Source organism: Streptococcus pseudopneumoniae, assembly GCF_001068775.1.
Classification (GTDB): domain Bacteria; phylum Bacillota; class Bacilli; order Lactobacillales; family Streptococcaceae; genus Streptococcus; species Streptococcus pseudopneumoniae_N.
In genome coordinates this window covers 1-17822 of the sequence record NZ_JWAJ01000106.1, presented here as the reverse complement: position 1 = coordinate 17822, position 17822 = coordinate 1, and the positions used below count along the sequence as shown (strand labels likewise).

21 protein-coding genes are annotated in these 17822 nt (G+C 41.0%); 6 read left to right on the top strand and 15 right to left on the bottom strand.

Annotation, left to right across the window (positions count from 1 at the left end; all coding sequences use genetic code 11):
- The first annotated feature begins 334 nt into the window (after nucleotides 1–334).
- From efp to nusB, 3 genes are read left to right on the top strand one after another with little or no spacing between them, the layout of a single operon-like run.
- Nucleotides 335–895 carry an elongation factor P gene (gene efp / locus ADF68_RS05735; protein ID WP_000568646.1) on the top strand — a complete coding sequence of 187 codons (561 nt, stop codon included), beginning with the start codon at nucleotides 335–337 and terminating at the stop codon, nucleotides 893–895.
- A gap of 28 nt (nucleotides 896–923) precedes the next feature.
- On the top strand, nucleotides 924–1313 hold the full coding sequence (locus ADF68_RS05730; protein ID WP_049548992.1) for an Asp23/Gls24 family envelope stress response protein: 390 nt from the start codon (nucleotides 924–926) through the stop codon (nucleotides 1311–1313).
- Complete coding sequence (gene nusB / locus ADF68_RS05725; RefSeq protein WP_049548991.1) at nucleotides 1306–1728, top strand: transcription antitermination factor NusB; 423 nt, start codon at nucleotides 1306–1308, stop codon at nucleotides 1726–1728. The genes ADF68_RS05730 and nusB overlap by 8 nt, the downstream gene beginning before the upstream one ends.
- A 54-nt stretch (nucleotides 1729–1782) precedes the next feature.
- Here the strand turns inward: nusB and ADF68_RS05720 are convergent, their stop codons facing one another.
- The 15 genes from ADF68_RS05720 to ADF68_RS05645 form a co-directional block, all read right to left on the bottom strand.
- Nucleotides 1783–2508, bottom strand: coding sequence for a CPBP family intramembrane glutamic endopeptidase (locus tag ADF68_RS05720; protein WP_049548990.1), 726 nt, complete (start codon nucleotides 2506–2508; stop codon nucleotides 1783–1785).
- 345 nt (nucleotides 2509–2853) lie between these two features.
- Nucleotides 2854–3621: an acetyl-CoA carboxylase carboxyl transferase subunit alpha gene (locus ADF68_RS05710; protein ID WP_049548989.1), complete on the bottom strand. Its 768-nt coding sequence runs from the start codon at nucleotides 3619–3621 to the stop codon at nucleotides 2854–2856.
- On the bottom strand, nucleotides 3621–4484 hold the full coding sequence (gene accD, locus ADF68_RS05705) for an acetyl-CoA carboxylase, carboxyltransferase subunit beta (RefSeq protein WP_049548988.1): 864 nt from the start codon (nucleotides 4482–4484) through the stop codon (nucleotides 3621–3623). The genes ADF68_RS05710 and accD overlap by 1 nt, the downstream gene beginning before the upstream one ends.
- Before the next feature lie 185 nt (nucleotides 4485–4669).
- Nucleotides 4670–6037 carry an acetyl-CoA carboxylase biotin carboxylase subunit gene (gene accC, locus ADF68_RS05700; protein ID WP_049548987.1) on the bottom strand — a complete coding sequence of 456 codons (1368 nt, stop codon included), beginning with the start codon at nucleotides 6035–6037 and terminating at the stop codon, nucleotides 4670–4672.
- Nucleotides 6038–6048: 11 nt separating this feature from the next.
- Nucleotides 6049–6471: a 3-hydroxyacyl-ACP dehydratase FabZ gene (gene fabZ / locus ADF68_RS05695; protein ID WP_049548986.1), complete on the bottom strand. Its 423-nt coding sequence runs from the start codon at nucleotides 6469–6471 to the stop codon at nucleotides 6049–6051.
- The gene (gene accB / locus ADF68_RS05690; RefSeq protein ID WP_049548985.1) at nucleotides 6468–6911 is read right to left on the bottom strand and encodes an acetyl-CoA carboxylase biotin carboxyl carrier protein; all 444 of its coding nucleotides are present in this window, start codon (nucleotides 6909–6911) and stop codon (nucleotides 6468–6470) included. The genes fabZ and accB overlap by 4 nt, the downstream gene beginning before the upstream one ends.
- A gap of 2 nt (nucleotides 6912–6913) precedes the next feature.
- Nucleotides 6914–8149 carry a beta-ketoacyl-ACP synthase II gene (gene fabF, locus ADF68_RS05685; RefSeq protein ID WP_049548984.1) on the bottom strand — a complete coding sequence of 412 codons (1236 nt, stop codon included), beginning with the start codon at nucleotides 8147–8149 and terminating at the stop codon, nucleotides 6914–6916.
- Between the two features lie 22 nt (nucleotides 8150–8171).
- Complete coding sequence (fabG, locus tag ADF68_RS05680) at nucleotides 8172–8906, bottom strand: 3-oxoacyl-[acyl-carrier-protein] reductase (RefSeq protein ID WP_049548983.1); 735 nt, start codon at nucleotides 8904–8906, stop codon at nucleotides 8172–8174.
- A gap of 31 nt (nucleotides 8907–8937) precedes the next feature.
- On the bottom strand, nucleotides 8938–9858 hold the full coding sequence (gene fabD, locus ADF68_RS05675; RefSeq protein WP_049548982.1) for an ACP S-malonyltransferase: 921 nt from the start codon (nucleotides 9856–9858) through the stop codon (nucleotides 8938–8940).
- Nucleotides 9851–10825 (bottom strand): enoyl-[acyl-carrier-protein] reductase FabK, encoded by a 975-nt coding sequence (gene fabK / locus ADF68_RS05670; RefSeq protein ID WP_049548981.1) that lies wholly within the window; start codon nucleotides 10823–10825, stop codon nucleotides 9851–9853. Before fabK ends, fabD begins: the two co-directional genes overlap by 8 nt.
- Nucleotides 10826–11046: 221 nt before the next feature.
- Nucleotides 11047–11271, bottom strand: a complete 225-nt coding sequence (locus ADF68_RS05665) for an acyl carrier protein (RefSeq protein ID WP_000257840.1) — start codon at nucleotides 11269–11271, stop codon at nucleotides 11047–11049.
- A 56-nt stretch (nucleotides 11272–11327) separates the two neighbouring features.
- Nucleotides 11328–12302, bottom strand: a complete 975-nt coding sequence (locus ADF68_RS05660; RefSeq protein WP_049548980.1) for a beta-ketoacyl-ACP synthase III — start codon at nucleotides 12300–12302, stop codon at nucleotides 11328–11330.
- Entirely contained in the window at nucleotides 12302–12736 is a 435-nt protein-coding gene (locus ADF68_RS05655; RefSeq protein WP_049548979.1) for a MarR family winged helix-turn-helix transcriptional regulator, read from the bottom strand. Before ADF68_RS05655 ends, ADF68_RS05660 begins: the two co-directional genes overlap by 1 nt.
- Nucleotides 12737–12826: 90 nt before the next feature.
- On the bottom strand, nucleotides 12827–13612 hold the full coding sequence (locus tag ADF68_RS05650; protein WP_049548978.1) for an enoyl-CoA hydratase: 786 nt from the start codon (nucleotides 13610–13612) through the stop codon (nucleotides 12827–12829).
- Nucleotides 13613–13722: 110 nt separating this feature from the next.
- Nucleotides 13723–14283, bottom strand: coding sequence for a hypothetical protein (locus ADF68_RS05645; RefSeq protein ID WP_049548977.1), 561 nt, complete (start codon nucleotides 14281–14283; stop codon nucleotides 13723–13725).
- 159 nt (nucleotides 14284–14442) lie between these two features.
- Here ADF68_RS05645 and ADF68_RS05640 point away from each other — a divergent pair, with 159 nt between their 5' ends.
- The 3 genes from ADF68_RS05640 (at nucleotide 14443) to serS (ending at nucleotide 17669) form a co-directional block, all read left to right on the top strand.
- Nucleotides 14443–15807: an aspartate kinase gene (locus tag ADF68_RS05640; RefSeq protein ID WP_049548976.1), complete on the top strand. Its 1365-nt coding sequence runs from the start codon at nucleotides 14443–14445 to the stop codon at nucleotides 15805–15807.
- A gap of 2 nt (nucleotides 15808–15809) precedes the next feature.
- Nucleotides 15810–16181, top strand: coding sequence for a DUF956 family protein (locus ADF68_RS05635; protein ID WP_049548975.1), 372 nt, complete (start codon nucleotides 15810–15812; stop codon nucleotides 16179–16181).
- A 213-nt stretch (nucleotides 16182–16394) separates the two neighbouring features.
- Nucleotides 16395–17669: a serine--tRNA ligase gene (serS, locus tag ADF68_RS05630; RefSeq protein ID WP_000884217.1), complete on the top strand. Its 1275-nt coding sequence runs from the start codon at nucleotides 16395–16397 to the stop codon at nucleotides 17667–17669.
- The last annotated feature ends 153 nt before the right edge of the window (nucleotides 17670–17822 follow it).

Sequence of the window (17822 nt, the reverse complement as noted above, 5' to 3'; positions counted from 1 at the left end):
TTACTTCGGCCTTTTGAAATATAATACTCTTCGAAAAACTCTTCAAACCACGTCAGCGTCACATTACCGTATATATGGTTACTGACTTCGTCAGTTCTATCCACAACCTCAAAACAGTGTTTTGAGCAACCTGCGGCTTGCTTCCTAGTTTGCTCTTTGATTTCCATTGAGTATGAGAAGAAATATAGTGGATACTCTTTAACATTAACCACTCCACCTGACTAGGCAATATTCTTTTTCTCCCCTACCATCTCCCGTTAACTATTTTGACTTTATTTCCAGAAGATTTTATGGTAGAATGAAGAGTAATAATATTTATTAAAGAGGTAAAAACATGATTGAAGCAAGTAAACTAAAAGCTGGTATGACCTTTGAAACAGCAGAAGGAAAATTGATCCGCGTTTTGGAAGCTAGCCACCACAAACCAGGTAAAGGAAACACTATCATGCGTATGAAATTGCGTGATGTCCGTACTGGTTCAACATTTGAAACAAGCTACCGCCCAGAAGAAAAATTTGAGCAAGCTATTATCGAAACAGTTCCAGCTCAATACTTGTACAAAATGGACGACACAGCTTACTTCATGAATACAGAAACTTATGACCAATACGAAATTCCTGTTGTAAATGTTGAAAACGAATTGCTTTACATCCTTGAAAACTCAGATGTAAAAATCCAATTCTACGGAACTGAAGTAATCGGTGTGACTGTACCAACTACTGTTGAATTGACAGTTGCTGAAACACAACCATCTATCAAAGGTGCTACTGTTACAGGTTCTGGTAAACCAGCAACAATGGAAACTGGTCTTGTCGTGAACGTTCCAGACTTCATCGAAGCAGGACAAAAATTGATTATCAACACTGCAGAAGGAACTTACGTTTCTCGCGCCTAATCTCTAGAAACTAGAAAGAGGTCATTCTATGGGAATTGAAGAACAACTTGGCGAAATCGTCATCGCCCCACGTGTACTTGAAAAAATTATTGCTATCGCAACTGCGAAAGTTGAAGGCGTACACTCTTTTTCAAACAAATCAGTATCTGACACCCTTTCAAAACTTTCTCTTGGTCGTGGCGTATATCTAAAAGAAGCAAACGATGAGCTCACAGCTGATATCTACCTCTACCTAGAGTACGGTGTCAAAGTTCCTAAGGTTGCTATGGCTATCCAGAAAGCTGTTAAGGATGCTGTCCGCAATATGGCTGATGTTGAAATCACTGCCGTCAACATTCACGTTGCTGGTATCGTTCCAGATAAAACACCAAAACCAGAATTGAAAGACTTATTCGACGAGGACTTCCTCAATGACTAGTCCATTATTAGAATCTAGACGTGAACTACGTAAGTGTGCTTTCCAAGCCTTGATGAGTCTTGAATTTGGTTCAGATCTAGAAACTGCTTGTCGCTTCGCCTACACACATGATCGCGAAGATACAGACGTACAACTTCCTAACTTCCTTGTAGAGCTCGTTTCTGGTGTCCAAGCTAAAAAGGATGATCTGGATAAACAAATCACTCAACATTTGAAAACTGGTTGGACCATCGATCGTCTGACTTTAGTGGAAAAAACTCTTCTACGCCTAGGAGTTTTTGAAATTACTTCATTTGACACTCCTCAACTCGTAGCTGTTAACGAAGCCATTGAGCTTGCTAAAAGCTTTTCAGATCAAAAATCAGCCCGTTTTATCAACGGACTCCTCAGTCAATTTGTGACAGAAGAAGATTAAATAATATAGAAAAAGTGTTTGACAATTATCAAACACTTTTTTCTTTCCCTTCTACTATCTAAAAAAGTGGTAATAGACATAATTATAAACAAAAATCCAGATGGGCTTTGCATAAGTGAGAAAGTTGAAAAAACTATGGCATAGGATTGTAATTTTCAGGTTCTTTGTCCAACGGTAGACAAGGGCATAGAAGAAACCGCCTAAACTATAAAACATTAAACTGATAGGATCGCGATGGGAAAATACCAAATGACTGATTCCAAAGATAAGGGCTGATAAGATAACATCCAGATAATACTTGGAGTTTGGAAAGAAGGTATTCATAAAATACCCTCTATCAGCGCTCTCCTCAAATATAGGAGCAACGATGACACTCGATATAAAATGGAAACTAGTCGCTAAAAAAGTAGGTTGTCCATTAGAATATAAAGTCGAAATAAGGTCTTGAAAGATATACTTGTTATCAATTAAGTGATGAAACTGTAACTGAAAAGTATCCAACAATTGACGAACAAAATAAGTAGCCACTAGACTTATTACAAGGTAGAAAAGCCTTGACCATTTCCATGACTGTTTTTCAAGGATAAAGAGCATTTTTTTCTTTTTCAACCAGCAGACAAACACCACTAAAAGAGTTACTTCACCAACTGCTGAAATGATAGAATATCCATCTATCCCCCATCCTAAAAACTTAGCCATATGAAGACTACTAAACTCTAGTAGATAAACCGATAAAAATACCAGTAATATATAGGTTCCCAAATGCCCTAGTTTTTTCATACTCACTCCTTTAACTTATCAATAACCAACACCAGAACCACGTCTAGTCACATCAACAAGTATAGTTTTCTGATTTGTTGCTATACTAGGTCAAATCCAAATTCTTTCATCAAACATCCAAATCATACCACCGCCTGAAACTTGCTCTAACTCTTCAAACGAAAGAACTGTAAATATATCTGTCAAGTAGCTTCTTAAATAATATGTTTCTAAGCCTATATGTTCATTATACATATTTTTTTGATTATTTTAGCAGTTATTTCCTCAACTGTCAATTCTTAATCCTGAAATGTCTTTTTATAGAAGCCAAAAAGCTAGAACCTTTTCCTAGTTCTAGCTTTCTTTTTAATATTTTCTAAAGCGTTGATAACGTTCTTCAATGAGTTGATCTAGCGGAAGTTTACCAAGTACATCGAGTTCTGCTTGGAGTTGTTCCTTCACTTGCTTGATTAAATCTTTGCTTGAAAGACCAACTTCAGAAATGACCTTATCTACAACTTGCATATCCAACAACTCATACGAGGTGATTTTCATCAACTCAGCTGCTTCCATGGCGCGAGTTCCATCTTTCCATAAGATAGAAGCAAAGCCTTCGGGACTGAGAACTGCATAGACAGAGTTTTCTAGCATCCAAACACGGTCCGCGACTGCTAGAGCTAGAGCTCCACCAGAGCCACCTTCTCCGATAATAATGGCAATAATGGGCACTTTTAGGTCGCTCATTTCAAAGAGATTACGGGCGATAGCTTCACCTTGTCCACGTTCCTCTGCCCCTACACCTGGATAGGCACCAGCAGTGTTGATAAAGGTAACAACAGGACGACCAAACTTTTCAGCTTGCTTCATCAAACGAAGGGCCTTGCGATAGCCTTCTGGATGGGGTTGTCCAAAGTTACGGTTAAGATTATCTTGTAAACTTTTACCTTTTTGGATTCCAACTACAGTTACTGCTTGGTCTCCCAACCATCCGATACCACCAACCACAGCACCATCATCTCTGAAAGAGCGATCACCATGTAGCTCTACAAAGTCATCAAAAATTCCTGTTGCGAAGTCCAAGGCAGTTAAGCGGGTTTGTTCACGTGCTTCTCTGACGATTTTCGCTATATTCATCAACGATCCCCCTTATGCAACCTTACTAATCGAGCAATCATATCTGGCAATTCTCGCCGTTTTACAATTGCATCTACAAAGCCATGCTCTAGAAGAAACTCTGCCTTCTGGAAATCCTCTGGTAAGTCTTCCCTTACAGTATTTTCAATCACACGGCGTCCAGCAAAACCAACCAGACTTTGCGGCTCTGCCAAGATGATATCCCCTTCCATGGCGAAGGAAGCTGTTACACCTCCAGTCGTCGGATCAGTAAGGATTGTCAGATAAAAGAGACCTGCATTGGAATGACGTTTGACTGCTGTAGAGATTTTGGCCATCTGCATCAAGCTCATGATTCCTTCCTGCATGCGTGCTCCGCCAGAAGCTGTAAACAATACGACAGGTAATTTTTCAGCGGTCGCATATTCGAACAAGCGAGTGATTTTCTCACCAACAACTGTCCCCATTGACGCCATAATAAAGTTAGAATCCATGATGCCAAGGGCAACCTTCTCTCCCTTAATCAAAGCTGTTCCTGTTACAACAGCCTCATCAAGACCTGTCTTTTCACGCATCAAAGTCAATTTTTTACGATAGCCTGGAAAATTCAAAGGATCCTGAGTCTCAATCCCTTTAAACATTTCCAAAAACGTACCCATATCAATGGTTAAAGCTAAACGCTCTTGAGCTGAAATACGGAAGGTATAGCCACAGTGAGGGCATATACGCTCACTCCCCAAGTCCTTTTGGTAAATCGTGTATTTGCAACCTGGACATTGGGAGAAGAGCTCATCTGGAACCTCTGGCTTGATCTGAGGTTGATTTACAGTCGAACGATTGGGATTGATTCGAATATATTTATCTTTTTTACTAAATAGAGCCATACATCCCCCTTTTCGGTCTTATACTATTTTTATACTCAATTAAAATCAAAGAGCAAACTAGGAAGCTAGCCGCAGGTCGCTCAAAGCACTGCTTTGAGGTTGTAGATAAGACTGACGAAGTCAGTCACATATATAATCCAAGGCGAAGCTGACGCGGTTTGAAGAGATTTTCGAAGAGTATTACATTATTCTTTTTCTTGATAGTGTGGTAAGAAGGTCTCCATCAAGAAGGAAGTATCGTAGTCCCCTGCTATCACGCGACGATCAGAGATTAGATCTAGTTGGAAATCAGCATTGGTGACGATTCCTTCAATTTCGAGTTCATATAGAGCTCGTTGCATTTTCATAAGAGCATCAAAACGATTTTCACCATGAACAATAATCTTAGCAATCATACTCTCATAGTAGGGTGGAATAGTGTAACCTGGATAAACTGCAGAGTCAACACGCAAGCCAACACCACCACTTGGTAGATAGAGATTAGTAATCTTACCAGGACTTGGTGCAAAATTAAAGGCTGGGTTTTCCGCATTAATACGACACTCAATGGCATGACCTTTTAGAACAATATCTTCCTGCTTCAAAGCCAATGGTTGACCTGCTGCAATACGAATCTGTTCCTTGACAATATCCACACCAGAAACAAATTCTGTAACAGGATGCTCTACTTGAATACGAGAATTCATCTCCATAAAGTAGAATTTACCACTTGCTTCATCCAATAGAAACTCAATAGTACCAGCATTCTCGTAACCAACAGACTCCGCTGCACGAACAGCTACAGCACCAATTTCATTACGCAGTGTCTTCCCAATAGCAATTGAAGGACTTTCTTCTAAAACTTTTTGGTTATTCCGCTGAAGCGAACAGTCACGCTCACCTAGGTGAATAACATGACCCATCTGGTCAGCAAGAATCTGTACTTCAATATGTCGAGCAGGATAAATCACACGCTCTAGGTACATAGCCCCATTACCAAAGTTGGCTTTAGATTCACTAGAGGCTGTTTCAAAGGCTGAAACAAGATCTTCTGCCTTTTCAACCTTACGAATCCCTTTACCACCACCTCCAGCTGATGCCTTAAGCATGACTGGATAACCAATCTTTTCGGCAATAGCAAGAGCCTCTTCAGCAGTATGGACTTCACCATCTGAACCAGGAATGACGGGTACCTTAGCCTTAATCATCTGAGCACGGGCGTTGATTTTATCTCCCATGACATCCATTACTCGAGCTGATGGCCCGATAAATTTGATACCGACTTCTTCACACATGGTTGCAAATTTGGAATTTTCACTTAAAAATCCAAATCCAGGGTGAATAGCTTCAGCTTCAGTCAATACCGCAGCTGAAAGGATGGCATTGATGTTCAGATAAGATTCTGTAGCCTTCCCAGGGCCGATACAGATAGCCTCATCAGCCAAAAGAGTGTGGAGAGCTTCCTTGTCAGCAGTCGAATAGACAGCGACTGTTGCGATTCCTAACTCTCGAGCCGCACGAATAATACGAACAGCAATTTCACCACGATTGGCAATTAAAATCTTACGAAACATGGAAAACCTCCCTAGTTTCCAATAGCAAAGGTCAGAGTACCGCTTGCTGCAAGCTTACCATCTACTTCTGCCTTCGCTTCTACTACAGCGATTGTGCCACGACGTTTGACAAACGTTGCTGTCATGACAAGCTGATCACCAGGAACAACTTGTTTCTTAAACTTAACCTTATCCATACCAGCATAGAAGACAAGTTTCCCTTTTTTTTCAGGTTTAGACAATTCCAAAACACCTGCTGTCTGAGCCAAGGCTTCCATAATGAGGACTCCTGGCATAACTGGGTATTGAGGAAAATGACCATTGAAGAAAGGTTCGTTAATCGTCACATTTTTAATGGCAACGATTGTATCTTCGCTGACTTCCAAAACACGATCCACTAAGAGCATGGGATAGCGGTGAGGCAAAGCTTCTTTAATTCCTTGAATATCAATCATTTGATACGTACCAAGCCTTTCCCGAACTCAACCATTTCTTCATTAGCAACAAGAACTTCTGTTACGACACCGTCTTTAGGTGCTGGAATTTCGTTCATGACCTTCATGGCTTCTATGATGACCAAGGTTTGGCCTTTTTTAACAGTATCACCAACTGAAACAAAATTAGGTTTGTCTGGTCCCGCAGACAAGTAAGCAACTCCGACAAGTGGACTCTCTACTAGATCTCCTTCAGCTACAGATTCAGTAACGCTTGTTTCTGAATCTGTTTCTACAATTGGTGTTGTAGTTGGAGCTTGAGGTGCTGGACTTGCTTCTGCAACAAGTTTCGCTTCATTCTTACTGAAGACCAACTCATCCGTTCCATTTTTATAAGAAAATTCTTTCAAGCTTGACTGGTCAAATTGCGCCATCAAGTCTTTGATTTCATTTAAATTCATCTTTACTTATTCTCCCAACGTTTGAAAGCAAGGACTGCATTATGCCCACCAAATCCAAAGGTATTTGAGATAGCATATGGAATTTCACGCTCCAATCCCTGTCCATAGATAACGTTCGCTTCGATATAGTCTGATAATTCTTTCGTTCCAGCTGTCATTGGAACATAGCTATGACGAATAGCTTCAATAGTAGCAATGGCTTCAACAGCCCCTGCTGCTCCCAGCAAATGACCTGTGAAGGATTTGGTTGAAGAAACTGGAACATCCTTACCTAGAACAGATACAATGGCACCACTTTCTCCTTTTTCATTGGCAGGAGTCGAGGTTCCATGAGCATTGACATAGGCTACTTGGTCTGGAGAAATCTCAGCTTCTTCCAAGGCTAATTTGATGGCTTTAATAGCTCCTTGTCCTTCTGGATGTGGTGAAGTCATATGGTAGGCATCACAAGTGTTCCCGTAACCAACAACTTCAGCTAGAATAGTTGCACCGCGTTTTTCTGCGTGCTCTAGACTTTCAAGAACCAACATCCCTGCCCCTTCTCCCATGACAAAACCATTACGGTCTTTGTCAAATGGAATAGAGGCACGACTTGGATCCTCTGTTGTTGAAAGAGCTGTCAAGGCTTGGAAGCCTGCAATGGCAAATGGAGTGATAGAAGCCTCAGAACCACCAACTAGCATGATGTCTTGGTAACCAAACTTAATGGAACGAAAGGCATCCCCGATTGCATCATTTGAAGAAGCACAAGCAGTATTGATAGATTTACAAATACCATTAGCACCAAAGCGCATAGCAACATTTCCTGAGCCCATATTTGCTAAAGCTTTTGGAAGGGTCATCGGTTTCACACGTTTTGGACCTTTTTCATGAAGGCGAATGACTTGATCTTCGATTTCCTTGATTCCACCAATACCTGAAGCAACGATAACACCAAAGCGATCCTTATCCAGAGCTTCTACATCAAGACCTGCATGATTAACGGCTTCTTGTGCTGCATATAGCGCATACAAAGAATAATCATCGAAACGATTGGTATCTTTTTTTACAAAATATTTGTCAAAAGGAAAATCTTTGATTTCTGCCGCATTATGCACTGCAAATTCACTATGATCAAACTTAGTAATTTCACCAATTCCAATCTTACCAGTTTTTAAGCTGTTCCAAAATTCTTCTGGTGTGTTTCCGATTGGAGATGTCACTCCATAACCTGTCACTACTACTCGATTCAGTTTCATTCTTCTACCTCTATTTTAACTCTTATTGCATGGTTAGTCCACCATCAATTGCAATTACTTGTCCTGTTAGATAATTTTGACTAGCAAGAAAGGCTGTCACATCAGCCACCTGCTCTGCTTGTCCAAACTGTTTCATCGGAATTTGCGCCAACATGGCATCCTTTACTTTATCTGTCAAGACAGCGGTCATATCCGATTCAATCATTCCTGGCGCAATAGCATTTACTCTCACATTGCGATTGGCAACCTCACGTGCTACAGACTTGGTAAAACCAATCAATCCTGCCTTTGAAGCAGCATAGTTCGCTTGACCGATATTTCCCATGAGACCAACGACACTAGACATATTGATGATAGCACCTTCGCGAGCTTTTATCATCGGTTTTAAGACTGATTGTGTCATATTGAAGGCACCTGTCAAATTGACTTTTAAAACCTTCTCAAAATCTTCTTCTGTCATCTTAAGCATGAGAGTGTCTTGAGTAATCCCAGCATTATTAACGAGGACATCAACTGAACCCAGCTCTTCAATGGCTTGGTCCACCATACGCTTTGCGTCCGCAAAATTAGAAACGTCACCAGAAATAGCAAGGACCTTCACTCCGTATGGTTTAAATTCAGCTAGAAGCTCCTCAGAGATTTCACCACGACTATTCAAGACAACATTGGCTCCCAAGCTGGCAAATTTATGAGCAATGGCAAGACCAATTCCTCGACTTGAGCCTGTGATAAAGACATTTTTATTTTCTAGTTTCATGTTTCTCCTTTCAAAACTTCTACCAGTTTGGCTAATTTTCTAAGAGTGCTTGTAAACTTGCTTGATCTTCCACATTTGCAAGTTGAGCTGTTTTATCAATCTTTTTGACAAATCCTGACAAGATCTTCCCAGGACCAATCTCGATAAAACGATTCACACCAGCTTCTTGCATAAGAGCAATACTTTCATAAAAACGCACCGGTTCCTTAACTTGACGAGTTAAGAGTTCTGCAATGCGTTCTTTTTCCACGACCTTTGCTTCTGTATTGCCAACAAGTGGACAAGCAAAGTCAGAAAACTCAATCTCTGTCAAGACTTGAGCTAATTTCTGACTAGCAGTTTCCAGCAAAGCTGTATGGAAAGGACCTGAAACATTGAGCTGAATTAAACGTTTTGCTCCTGCTTCTTGCAAGAGTCGAACCGCACGATCTACCGCCACTACCTCACCACCAATAACAATCTGACTCGGCGTATTGTAGTTAGCTGGAGTTACAACACCAAGTTTAGAGGCTTCTTGACAAGCTTTTTCAATTACTTCAACCGGTGTATTAAGCACAGCTACCATTTTCCCTGATCCTGCTGGTGCTGCTTCTTCCATATAAGACCCACGTTTTGCAACTAGAGCCACTGCATCTTCAAAATCCAAGGCACCACTAGCTACCAGGGCAGAATATTCTCCAAGAGACAAACCTGCCACCATATCAGGCTGATAACCTTTCTCCTTTAGTAGTCGGTAAATAGCAACGGACGTAGCTAAAATAGCTGGTTGCGTGTAACAAGTCTGATTTAGCTTTGTTTCATCATTATCAATCAAGTCACGAAGGTCATACCCTAAGACTTGGCTAGCTTGGTCGATTGTTTCCTTGACGATAGCATATTGGTCGTATAGCTCACGTCCCATTCCTAGGTACTGGGCTCCTTGACCTGCAAATAGAAAGGCTGTTTTAGTCATTTCTTGTAACTCCTGCCCAACGAGCAGCTTCTGCTTGAATCTTTTCAGCTGCACCGTAGTAAATATCTTTTAAGATTTCTTCAACAGTTTCTTCTTTCGAAACCAGACCTGCAATCTGACCAGCCATAACTGAACCGCCATCCACATCACCATGGACAACAGCCTTAGCTAAGGCTCCTGCGCCCATTTGTTCAAAAATTTCTAAGTCTGGATTTTCTTGTTTAAAGGCATCTTTTTCAGCTTGCTCGAAATCACGAGTCAATTTGTTTTTAATGGCACGAACTGCGTGTCCAAAATGTTGTGCTGAGATCGTTGTGTCAATATCACGAGCTTTTAAAATCTTAGCTTTATAGTTTGGATGAGCATTTGATTCTTTAGCAACTACAAAACGAGTTCCTACTTGCACAGCTTCTGCACCAAGCATAAATCCAGCTGCAGCTCCCTCACCGTCTGCAATACCACCAGCAGCGATAACAGGAATTGAAACAGCAGCTGCAACTTGACGAACCAAGGTCATGGTCGTTAATTTACCGATGTGTCCACCGGCTTCCATACCTTCAGCAATGACAGCATCCGCACCAATTTTTTCCATGCGTTTTGCCAAAGCCACACTTGGGACAACTGGAATAACAGTAATCCCTGCCTCATGGAATCGTTCCATGTATTTACTTGGATTCCCTGCGCCAGTTGTAACAACCTTAACCCCTTCTTCAATCACAAGATCAACGATATCTTCAACAAATGGAGACAAAAGCATAATGTTGACACCAAATGGCTTGTCTGTTAATGATTTAATCTTATCGATATTGGCCTTAACCACTTCCTTGGGAGCATTTCCTCCACCGATGATACCCAAACCACCTGCCTTTGAAACAGCACCCGCTAGGTCACCATCAGCAACCCAGGCCATTCCTCCCTGAAGGATAGGATATTTAATATTCAATAATTCTGTAATACGTGTTTTCATAGTGCCTCCATGAGTCTTGCTTAGGTAATAGTTCGACCATATTATACTTTGACTGTCAAACTATTACCTGAACAAGAGGGAGCGGGTTTCCCTACTCCTTCTCCATTTATTTAATACTCAATGAAAATCAAAGAGCAAACTAGGAAGCTAGCCGAAGGCTGTACTCGAGTACGGCAAGGCGAAGCTGACGTGGTTTGAATTTGATTTTTGAAGAGTATAAATTATTTTGTTTGCTCTTCAACATAAGCAACCAAGTCACCAACTGTTTTCAAGTTGTCTTCTGCTTCGATTTGGATATCAAAAGCATCTTCGATTTCAGAGATTACTTGGAACAAGTCCAATGAATCTGCATCCAAATCATCAAAAGTAGATTCAAGCGTTACTTCTGATGCATCTTTTCCAAGTTCTTCAACGATAATTTCTTGTACTTTTTCAAATACTGCCATGATAGACTCCTTTAAAATAAATAGTTTTTATAACAATGTGTTTACCACATGATTACCTAAATTGTAACAACAAGCGTGCCCCATGTCAAACCTCCACCGAAGCCTGACAAGAGTATTTTTTGGCTACCATCCAAATGGATGAGCCCTTCTTCTACACACTCTGAAAGTAAAATCGGAATACTTGCCGCACTAGTATTGCCATACTTGGTCATATTTGCGGGAAGCTTATCACGATCTACACCGATTTTTCTAGCCATCTTATCCAAGATACGGTTATTGGCCTGATGAAGCAGGAGATAGTCTAGTTCTTCTGCAGATACAGGACTCATCTCTATGGTCTCCTTGATAGACTTAGCAACATCTCGAATTGCAAAATCAAAAACTGCTCGGCCATCCATTTTCAAGAAAGCATCTGGCTTTTCTTGAACTGAAAATGGGGAAGTCAAACCTGTCTGCCCATAGGTCAAGCACTCACTACGTGAACCATCGCTATTGAGACTTTCCGCTAGGAAATGTTGCTTATCGCTTGCTTCTAACAAGACGCCACCAGCTCCATCTCCAAATAGGACAGCTGTTGAACGATCTGTCCAGTCTAAGGTTTTGGACATAGTTTCACTACCGATGACCAAGCCCTTGCCAAATCGTCCAGATGATATGAATTTCTCAGCAGTTGAAAGGGCAAAGGTGAAGCCACTACAAGCGGCGGTTAGATCAAATGCAAAGGCCTTACGAGCACCAATACGAGCCTGTACACGTGCTGCAGTAGAAGGCATCATTGAGTCAGGTGTCATCGTAGCTAGGATGATAAAATCCAACTCTTCAGCAGAAATCCCTGCCTTCTCTAGGAGTTGTTTTGCAACTGCCGTTGCCAAATCTCCTGTTGATTCTGTCTTAGAAATGCGACGTTCCTTAATCCCAGTTCGACTTGAAATCCATTCATCACTCGTATCCATAACCTGAGCTAAATCCTCATTTGTGACAATCTGCTCTGGTACATAATGAGCAACCTGGCTTATTTTTGCAAAAGCCATTATTTCAAATCCTCCAAAAATTGATAAAGATTGGTCAAACCTTTACTCATAACATCCAGTTCCTCTGGGCTCATGCCTTCGATAATTCTTTCGACCATGGCCTTATGGAAACGTTTATGGAGACGATGTACGAGTCGACCTTTCTTGGTCAAATGCAGATGTACTACACGACGATCCTGATCTGATCGCAAGCGCTCGATATAACCTTTTCGTTCCAAGTTGTTTAAGCTAGTTGTCACGGTTCCTAGAGTTACCATCAACTCTTTAGACACTTGACTTGGAGTCACATCTGGAAACTTGCCAATCACATCAATCGTGTGCATTTCCTTGATGGAGATATCCTTGAAACGACTACCTCTCAAACTCATTTCCTCAATCACCAAGACGTTATTAAAAATAGATGTTAAATAGTCATTGATCCGTTGGTAGTCCAATTTTCTTCCCTCCCTCATCAAAAAGTTTAACTATCAAAACATTTGACAAAAAAAGTATATCAAACTTCAAAGAATTGCGCAAGTATTTTATTATTTCCCCCAAAATTTTGGATGTCTTCTTTCAGAATGTGCACGAACACCTTCCTTAAAATCTTCGGTATAAGATAGAGTTTCCTGTAGCTCCAGTTCCAATTTGGCATATTCATGCCACTGCTTAAACTCGCTCTCCCAGACCAATTTCTTAATGGCTGCGTATGAGTTAGTAGATCCTATTCTCAACTTCTTCAATAGTTGCTCTCTTGCCTTTTCCAGTTGCTCACTAGCACACAGACGATAGACAGCTCCTACTTCTAAAGCCTTCTCAGCTGTAAAAGCTTCACCGGTCATAGCCAGTTGCGTTGCCCGAGCCGCTCCTAGTGATCGTGTCAGCAAGAATAAACCACCCGCATCTGGAGCCAGGCCCACGCCTACAAAGGCTTGAATGAATTTAGCTTTGTCAGAAGCAATACAGAAATCAACTGCTAAAGCCATATTAGCCGCAGCTCCAGCAACTGCTCCGTCTACTTCCATGATGATAGGCTTAGGAATTTGCTTCAGTTTATAAGAAATGGCATTGACTAATTCTGCAATCTGAACCAAGGATGCAATATCATCCTCATCGACAGCTCGTTTCATCTCTACCAAGTCTCCTCCGACAGAAAAAACTTTGCCTCTTGCATTGATGAGAATATAGGAAACAGCACTATCTTTTTCAGCTAATTCTAAGGCTTCTAAAATTTCCTGACACATAGGAATATGAAAACCATTTGCTACCTCGGGACGATTCAGAGTAAGCATCGCTAGATCGTCCTGAACTTGATAGATAATATGATTCATAGCCACTCCTTTTAAATTACAATGATATTTAAATTGTTTTATTTTCAAATTATATCTTTTTCTGACTTTTTAAACAAGAGAAAAATCGACCGAAAGTGTCTCGGCCGATTTTAAAATCTTAGTTTGGTCTCTAAAAATACAGGAAAACCAGTACTTGTATCATCCATGAAATCATAAATCACTTCAAGCATTCGTCCTCCTTCTCTCTGATAGAGCTGTTCTTGGTTGGATCCCTTGTGGTAGAATTCTCCTGAAACCATGTAAAAAACACGATTTGGATCTTCAAGGTAGGCAAAAAAATTGCCTGTAAAAGGAGCTTCCTTATCCCCGTCCTTGGTGACCAGACTTGTAGCTAAGAGTTTCGTGATTCCTCTAAATTGTCCACTTTCATCTGTTCGACAATAAAACTTGACTCTAGCTTCATAGTCAGGATTAACGATAATCTTTTCAGAGAGAATTCGATAGGTCCTTGCCTTACTATCTGACAAGCCGATAGATAAGATAATTTTAGCCCTCTCAACTGAAATATGACGCTCCTGAGCATACTCCATCGCTAATTCTTCTCCCGTCAAACGACCACTGGGAAGAGGATGAGACCTTGCTCCAATATTTGTAGGAATCATCACGAAGGTAAGGACTAGTAAAATTAAACAAACCACTCTTTTAATCATCTTCCCCCAACTCCTTTCATCAGAAGAGTCTTTCCTCCTACATCTTTATTATAAGCTTTCCTGATGAGACTTTCAAACAATTGTATAGGATATTTTCCAGATTGAAAAAAGCCCCTCTTTCTGCTATAATCGTATAAAATACTTACTTTAGGAGTTCTTATGAAGGTTGTAAAATTTGGTGGAAGTTCACTTGCCTCTGCTAGTCAGTTAGAAAAAGTTCTAAACATTGTAAAAAGTGACCCTGAACGTCGTTTCGTAGTTGTATCTGCTCCAGGCAAACGTGACGCCGAGGATACTAAGGTGACAGATGCCTTAATTAAATACTACCGCGACTATGTAGCTGGTAACGATATCAGTAAACGTCAAAACTGGATTATTGATCGTTATGCTGCCATGGTTAGTGAGCTAAAACTCAAACCAACAGTTCTAGAAAAAATCTCAAAAAGCATCCGTGCTCTTGCAACTCTTCCAATTGAAGATAATAAGTTTCTCTATGATACCTTTCTAGCAGCTGGAGAAAATAACAATGCCAAGTTGATTGCAGCCTACTTTAACCAAAATGGCTTGGAGGCGCGTTATGTTCATCCTAGAGAAGCTGGTATCGTCGTTACGAGCGAACCTGGAAATGCACGTATCATCCCATCAAGTTACGATAAAATCGAGGAATTGACAAATTCAACTGAAGTTCTTGTTATCCCTGGTTTCTTCGGTGTTACTAAGGAGGATCAAATCTGTACCTTCTCACGTGGAGGATCAGACATTACAGGTTCTATCATTGCTGCCGGTGTTAAGGCAGACCTCTATGAAAACTTTACAGACGTTGATGGTATCTTTGCAGCCCACCCAGGTATTATACACCAACCACACTCGATCCCTGAGTTGACCTACCGTGAAATGCGTGAATTGGCCTATGCTGGATTCTCTGTACTACACGATGAAGCACTTCTACCAGCCTACCGTGGGAAAATTCCTCTTGTCATTAAAAATACCAACAATCCAGACCACCCAGGTACTCGCATTGTGCTACAACATAGCAGCGACAAATTCCCAGTTGTTGGGATCGCTGGTGATTCTGGCTTTGTCAGCATTAATATGTCTAAGTATCTGATGAACCGCGAAATCGGTTTTGGTCGTAAAGTTCTTCAGATTCTTGAGGACCTTAATATTGGTTGGGAACATATGCCAACTGGTATCGATGACCTATCTATCATTTTACGTTCACGAGAATTAACTCCTATTAAAGAAGAAGAAATCCTTCGTCAGTTAGTTCAAAAAGCAGAGGTAGACCACGCTGAAATCGAACACGACCTCTCTATCATTATGATTGTTGGGGAAAAAATGAAGCGCCATATCGGGGTAACTGCTACAGCCACTCGTGCCCTATCTGAAAACAACATTAACATCCAAATGATGTCACAAGGTTCTAGTGAAGTTTCTATCATGTTTGTTGTCCAAAAAGACCAAGAAAAAGCCGCTCTTAAAGCTCTCTACCAAGCATTTTTCGGTGAAAATAAGGAAGACTAAACATGGCACAATCCCTCAACAAGGTCGTCGACTTGCAAACAACTGGAACCTCCTATCTCTCCATTACAGGAAAGGTTGGAAAATTTCTGGTTGGAGATCATGCGCTAGAATTTTACGCAGATCGTAATGTCGAGGACTATATTCAAATCCCATGGTCCAGCGTTAACCAAATCGGAGCCAATGTTTCAGGCCGCAAGGTCAGTCGTCATTTTGAAATCTTTACAGATCAAGGAAAATTCCTCTTCGCCTCAAAAGACTCTGGAAAAATCCTTAAGATTGCTCGTGAAAAATTGGGAAATGACAAGGTAGTCAAACTTCCTACCTTAGTCCAAATCATTGGTCAAAAAATTAAAAATCTATTTGCAAAAAAATAAAAAGTTTAGTATAATCATAGCAACGGATAAGTAGGTTACTTCCTTCTTTCAGAAAGTCTGCGGGTGCTGCGAGCAGATAGAGGATTTAATTGAAATTCTACCGTTATTTTAAATCAAATACAGAATCAAGTGCACACCTGTGAAGTTGGATGGAACCGTGGCCCTGCCACTCCAACGCGTTGTCAGGTGTGCTTTTTTCACAAAGGAGTTTATATGTTAGATATCAAACGTATTCGTACAGACTTTGATGCTGTCGCTGAAAAACTAGCTACACGTGGTGTAGATGCTGCTATCTTGAATGAGATGAAAGAAATCGATGCCAAACGACGTGACATCTTGGTTAAGGTTGAAACTCTCAAGGCAGAGCGTAACACAGTTTCTGCTGAAATTGCCCAAGCTAAGCGAAACAAAGAAAATGCAGACGACAAGATTGCAGCTATGCAAACCCTCTCTGCCGAGGTAAAAGCTCTTGATGCTGAGTTGGCGGAGATTGATGCTAAATTGACAGAATTTACCACTACTCTTCCAAATATCCCAGCTGATAGCGTGCCTATCGGTGCTGACGAGGATGATAACGTAGAAGTTCGCCGTTGGGGAACTCCTCGCGAGTTTGACTTTGAACCAAAAGCCCACTGGGATCTTGGTGAAGACCTTGGTATCCTTGACTGGGAACGCGGTGGAAAGGTAACTGGAGCGCGCTTCCTATTCTACAAAGGACTTGGGGCTCGTTTGGAACGTGCTATCTACAACTTTATGTTGGATGAGCATGGAAAGGAAGGTTATACTGAAGTCATCACACCTTACATGGTTAACCATGATTCAATGTTTGGTACAGGACAATATCCAAAATTCAAGGAAGATACGTTTGAATTGAAAGATACGAACTACGTCCTCATTCCTACCGCTGAAGTTCCTCTGACAAACTACTATCGTGATGAAATCCTTGACGGAAAAGACTTGCCAATCTACTTTACTGCTATGAGCCCATCTTTCCGTTCAGAAGCTGGTTCTGCTGGTCGTGATACTCGTGGCTTGATTCGTTTGCACCAATTCCACAAGGTTGAAATGGTGAAATTTGCCAAACCTGAAGAATCATACGAAGAATTAGAAAAGATGACAGCCAACGCTGAAAACATTCTTCAAAAACTAAACTTACCATACCGTGTAGTTGCTCTTTCTACAGGAGATATGGGCTTCTCAGCTGCTAAGACTTACGACTTGGAAGTTTGGATTCCAGCGCAAAATACCTACCGCGAGATCTCAAGCTGTTCAAATACAGAAGATTTCCAAGCACGTCGTGCCCAAATCCGTTACCGTGATGAAGCAGATGGTAAGGTTAAACTTCTTCACACCTTGAATGGTTCTGGACTTGCTGTTGGACGTACCGTCGCTGCTATCCTTGAAAACTATCAAAACGAAGATGGTTCTGTGACCATTCCAGAAGTTCTTCGTCCATACATGGGTGGAGCTGAAGTTATCAAACCATAATTAAGTAGATGTAAAAAGAGGAGGCTGAGCTTCCTCTTTTTGAGTAATTCAAAAGAAACAGGTAGAAATCTTTCATTCTACCTGTTTTTATTTATAGTCAATTGAAACAAGAACAAGACAAAAGAGCCTCGAAAAAAGTACTACAACTTGGCA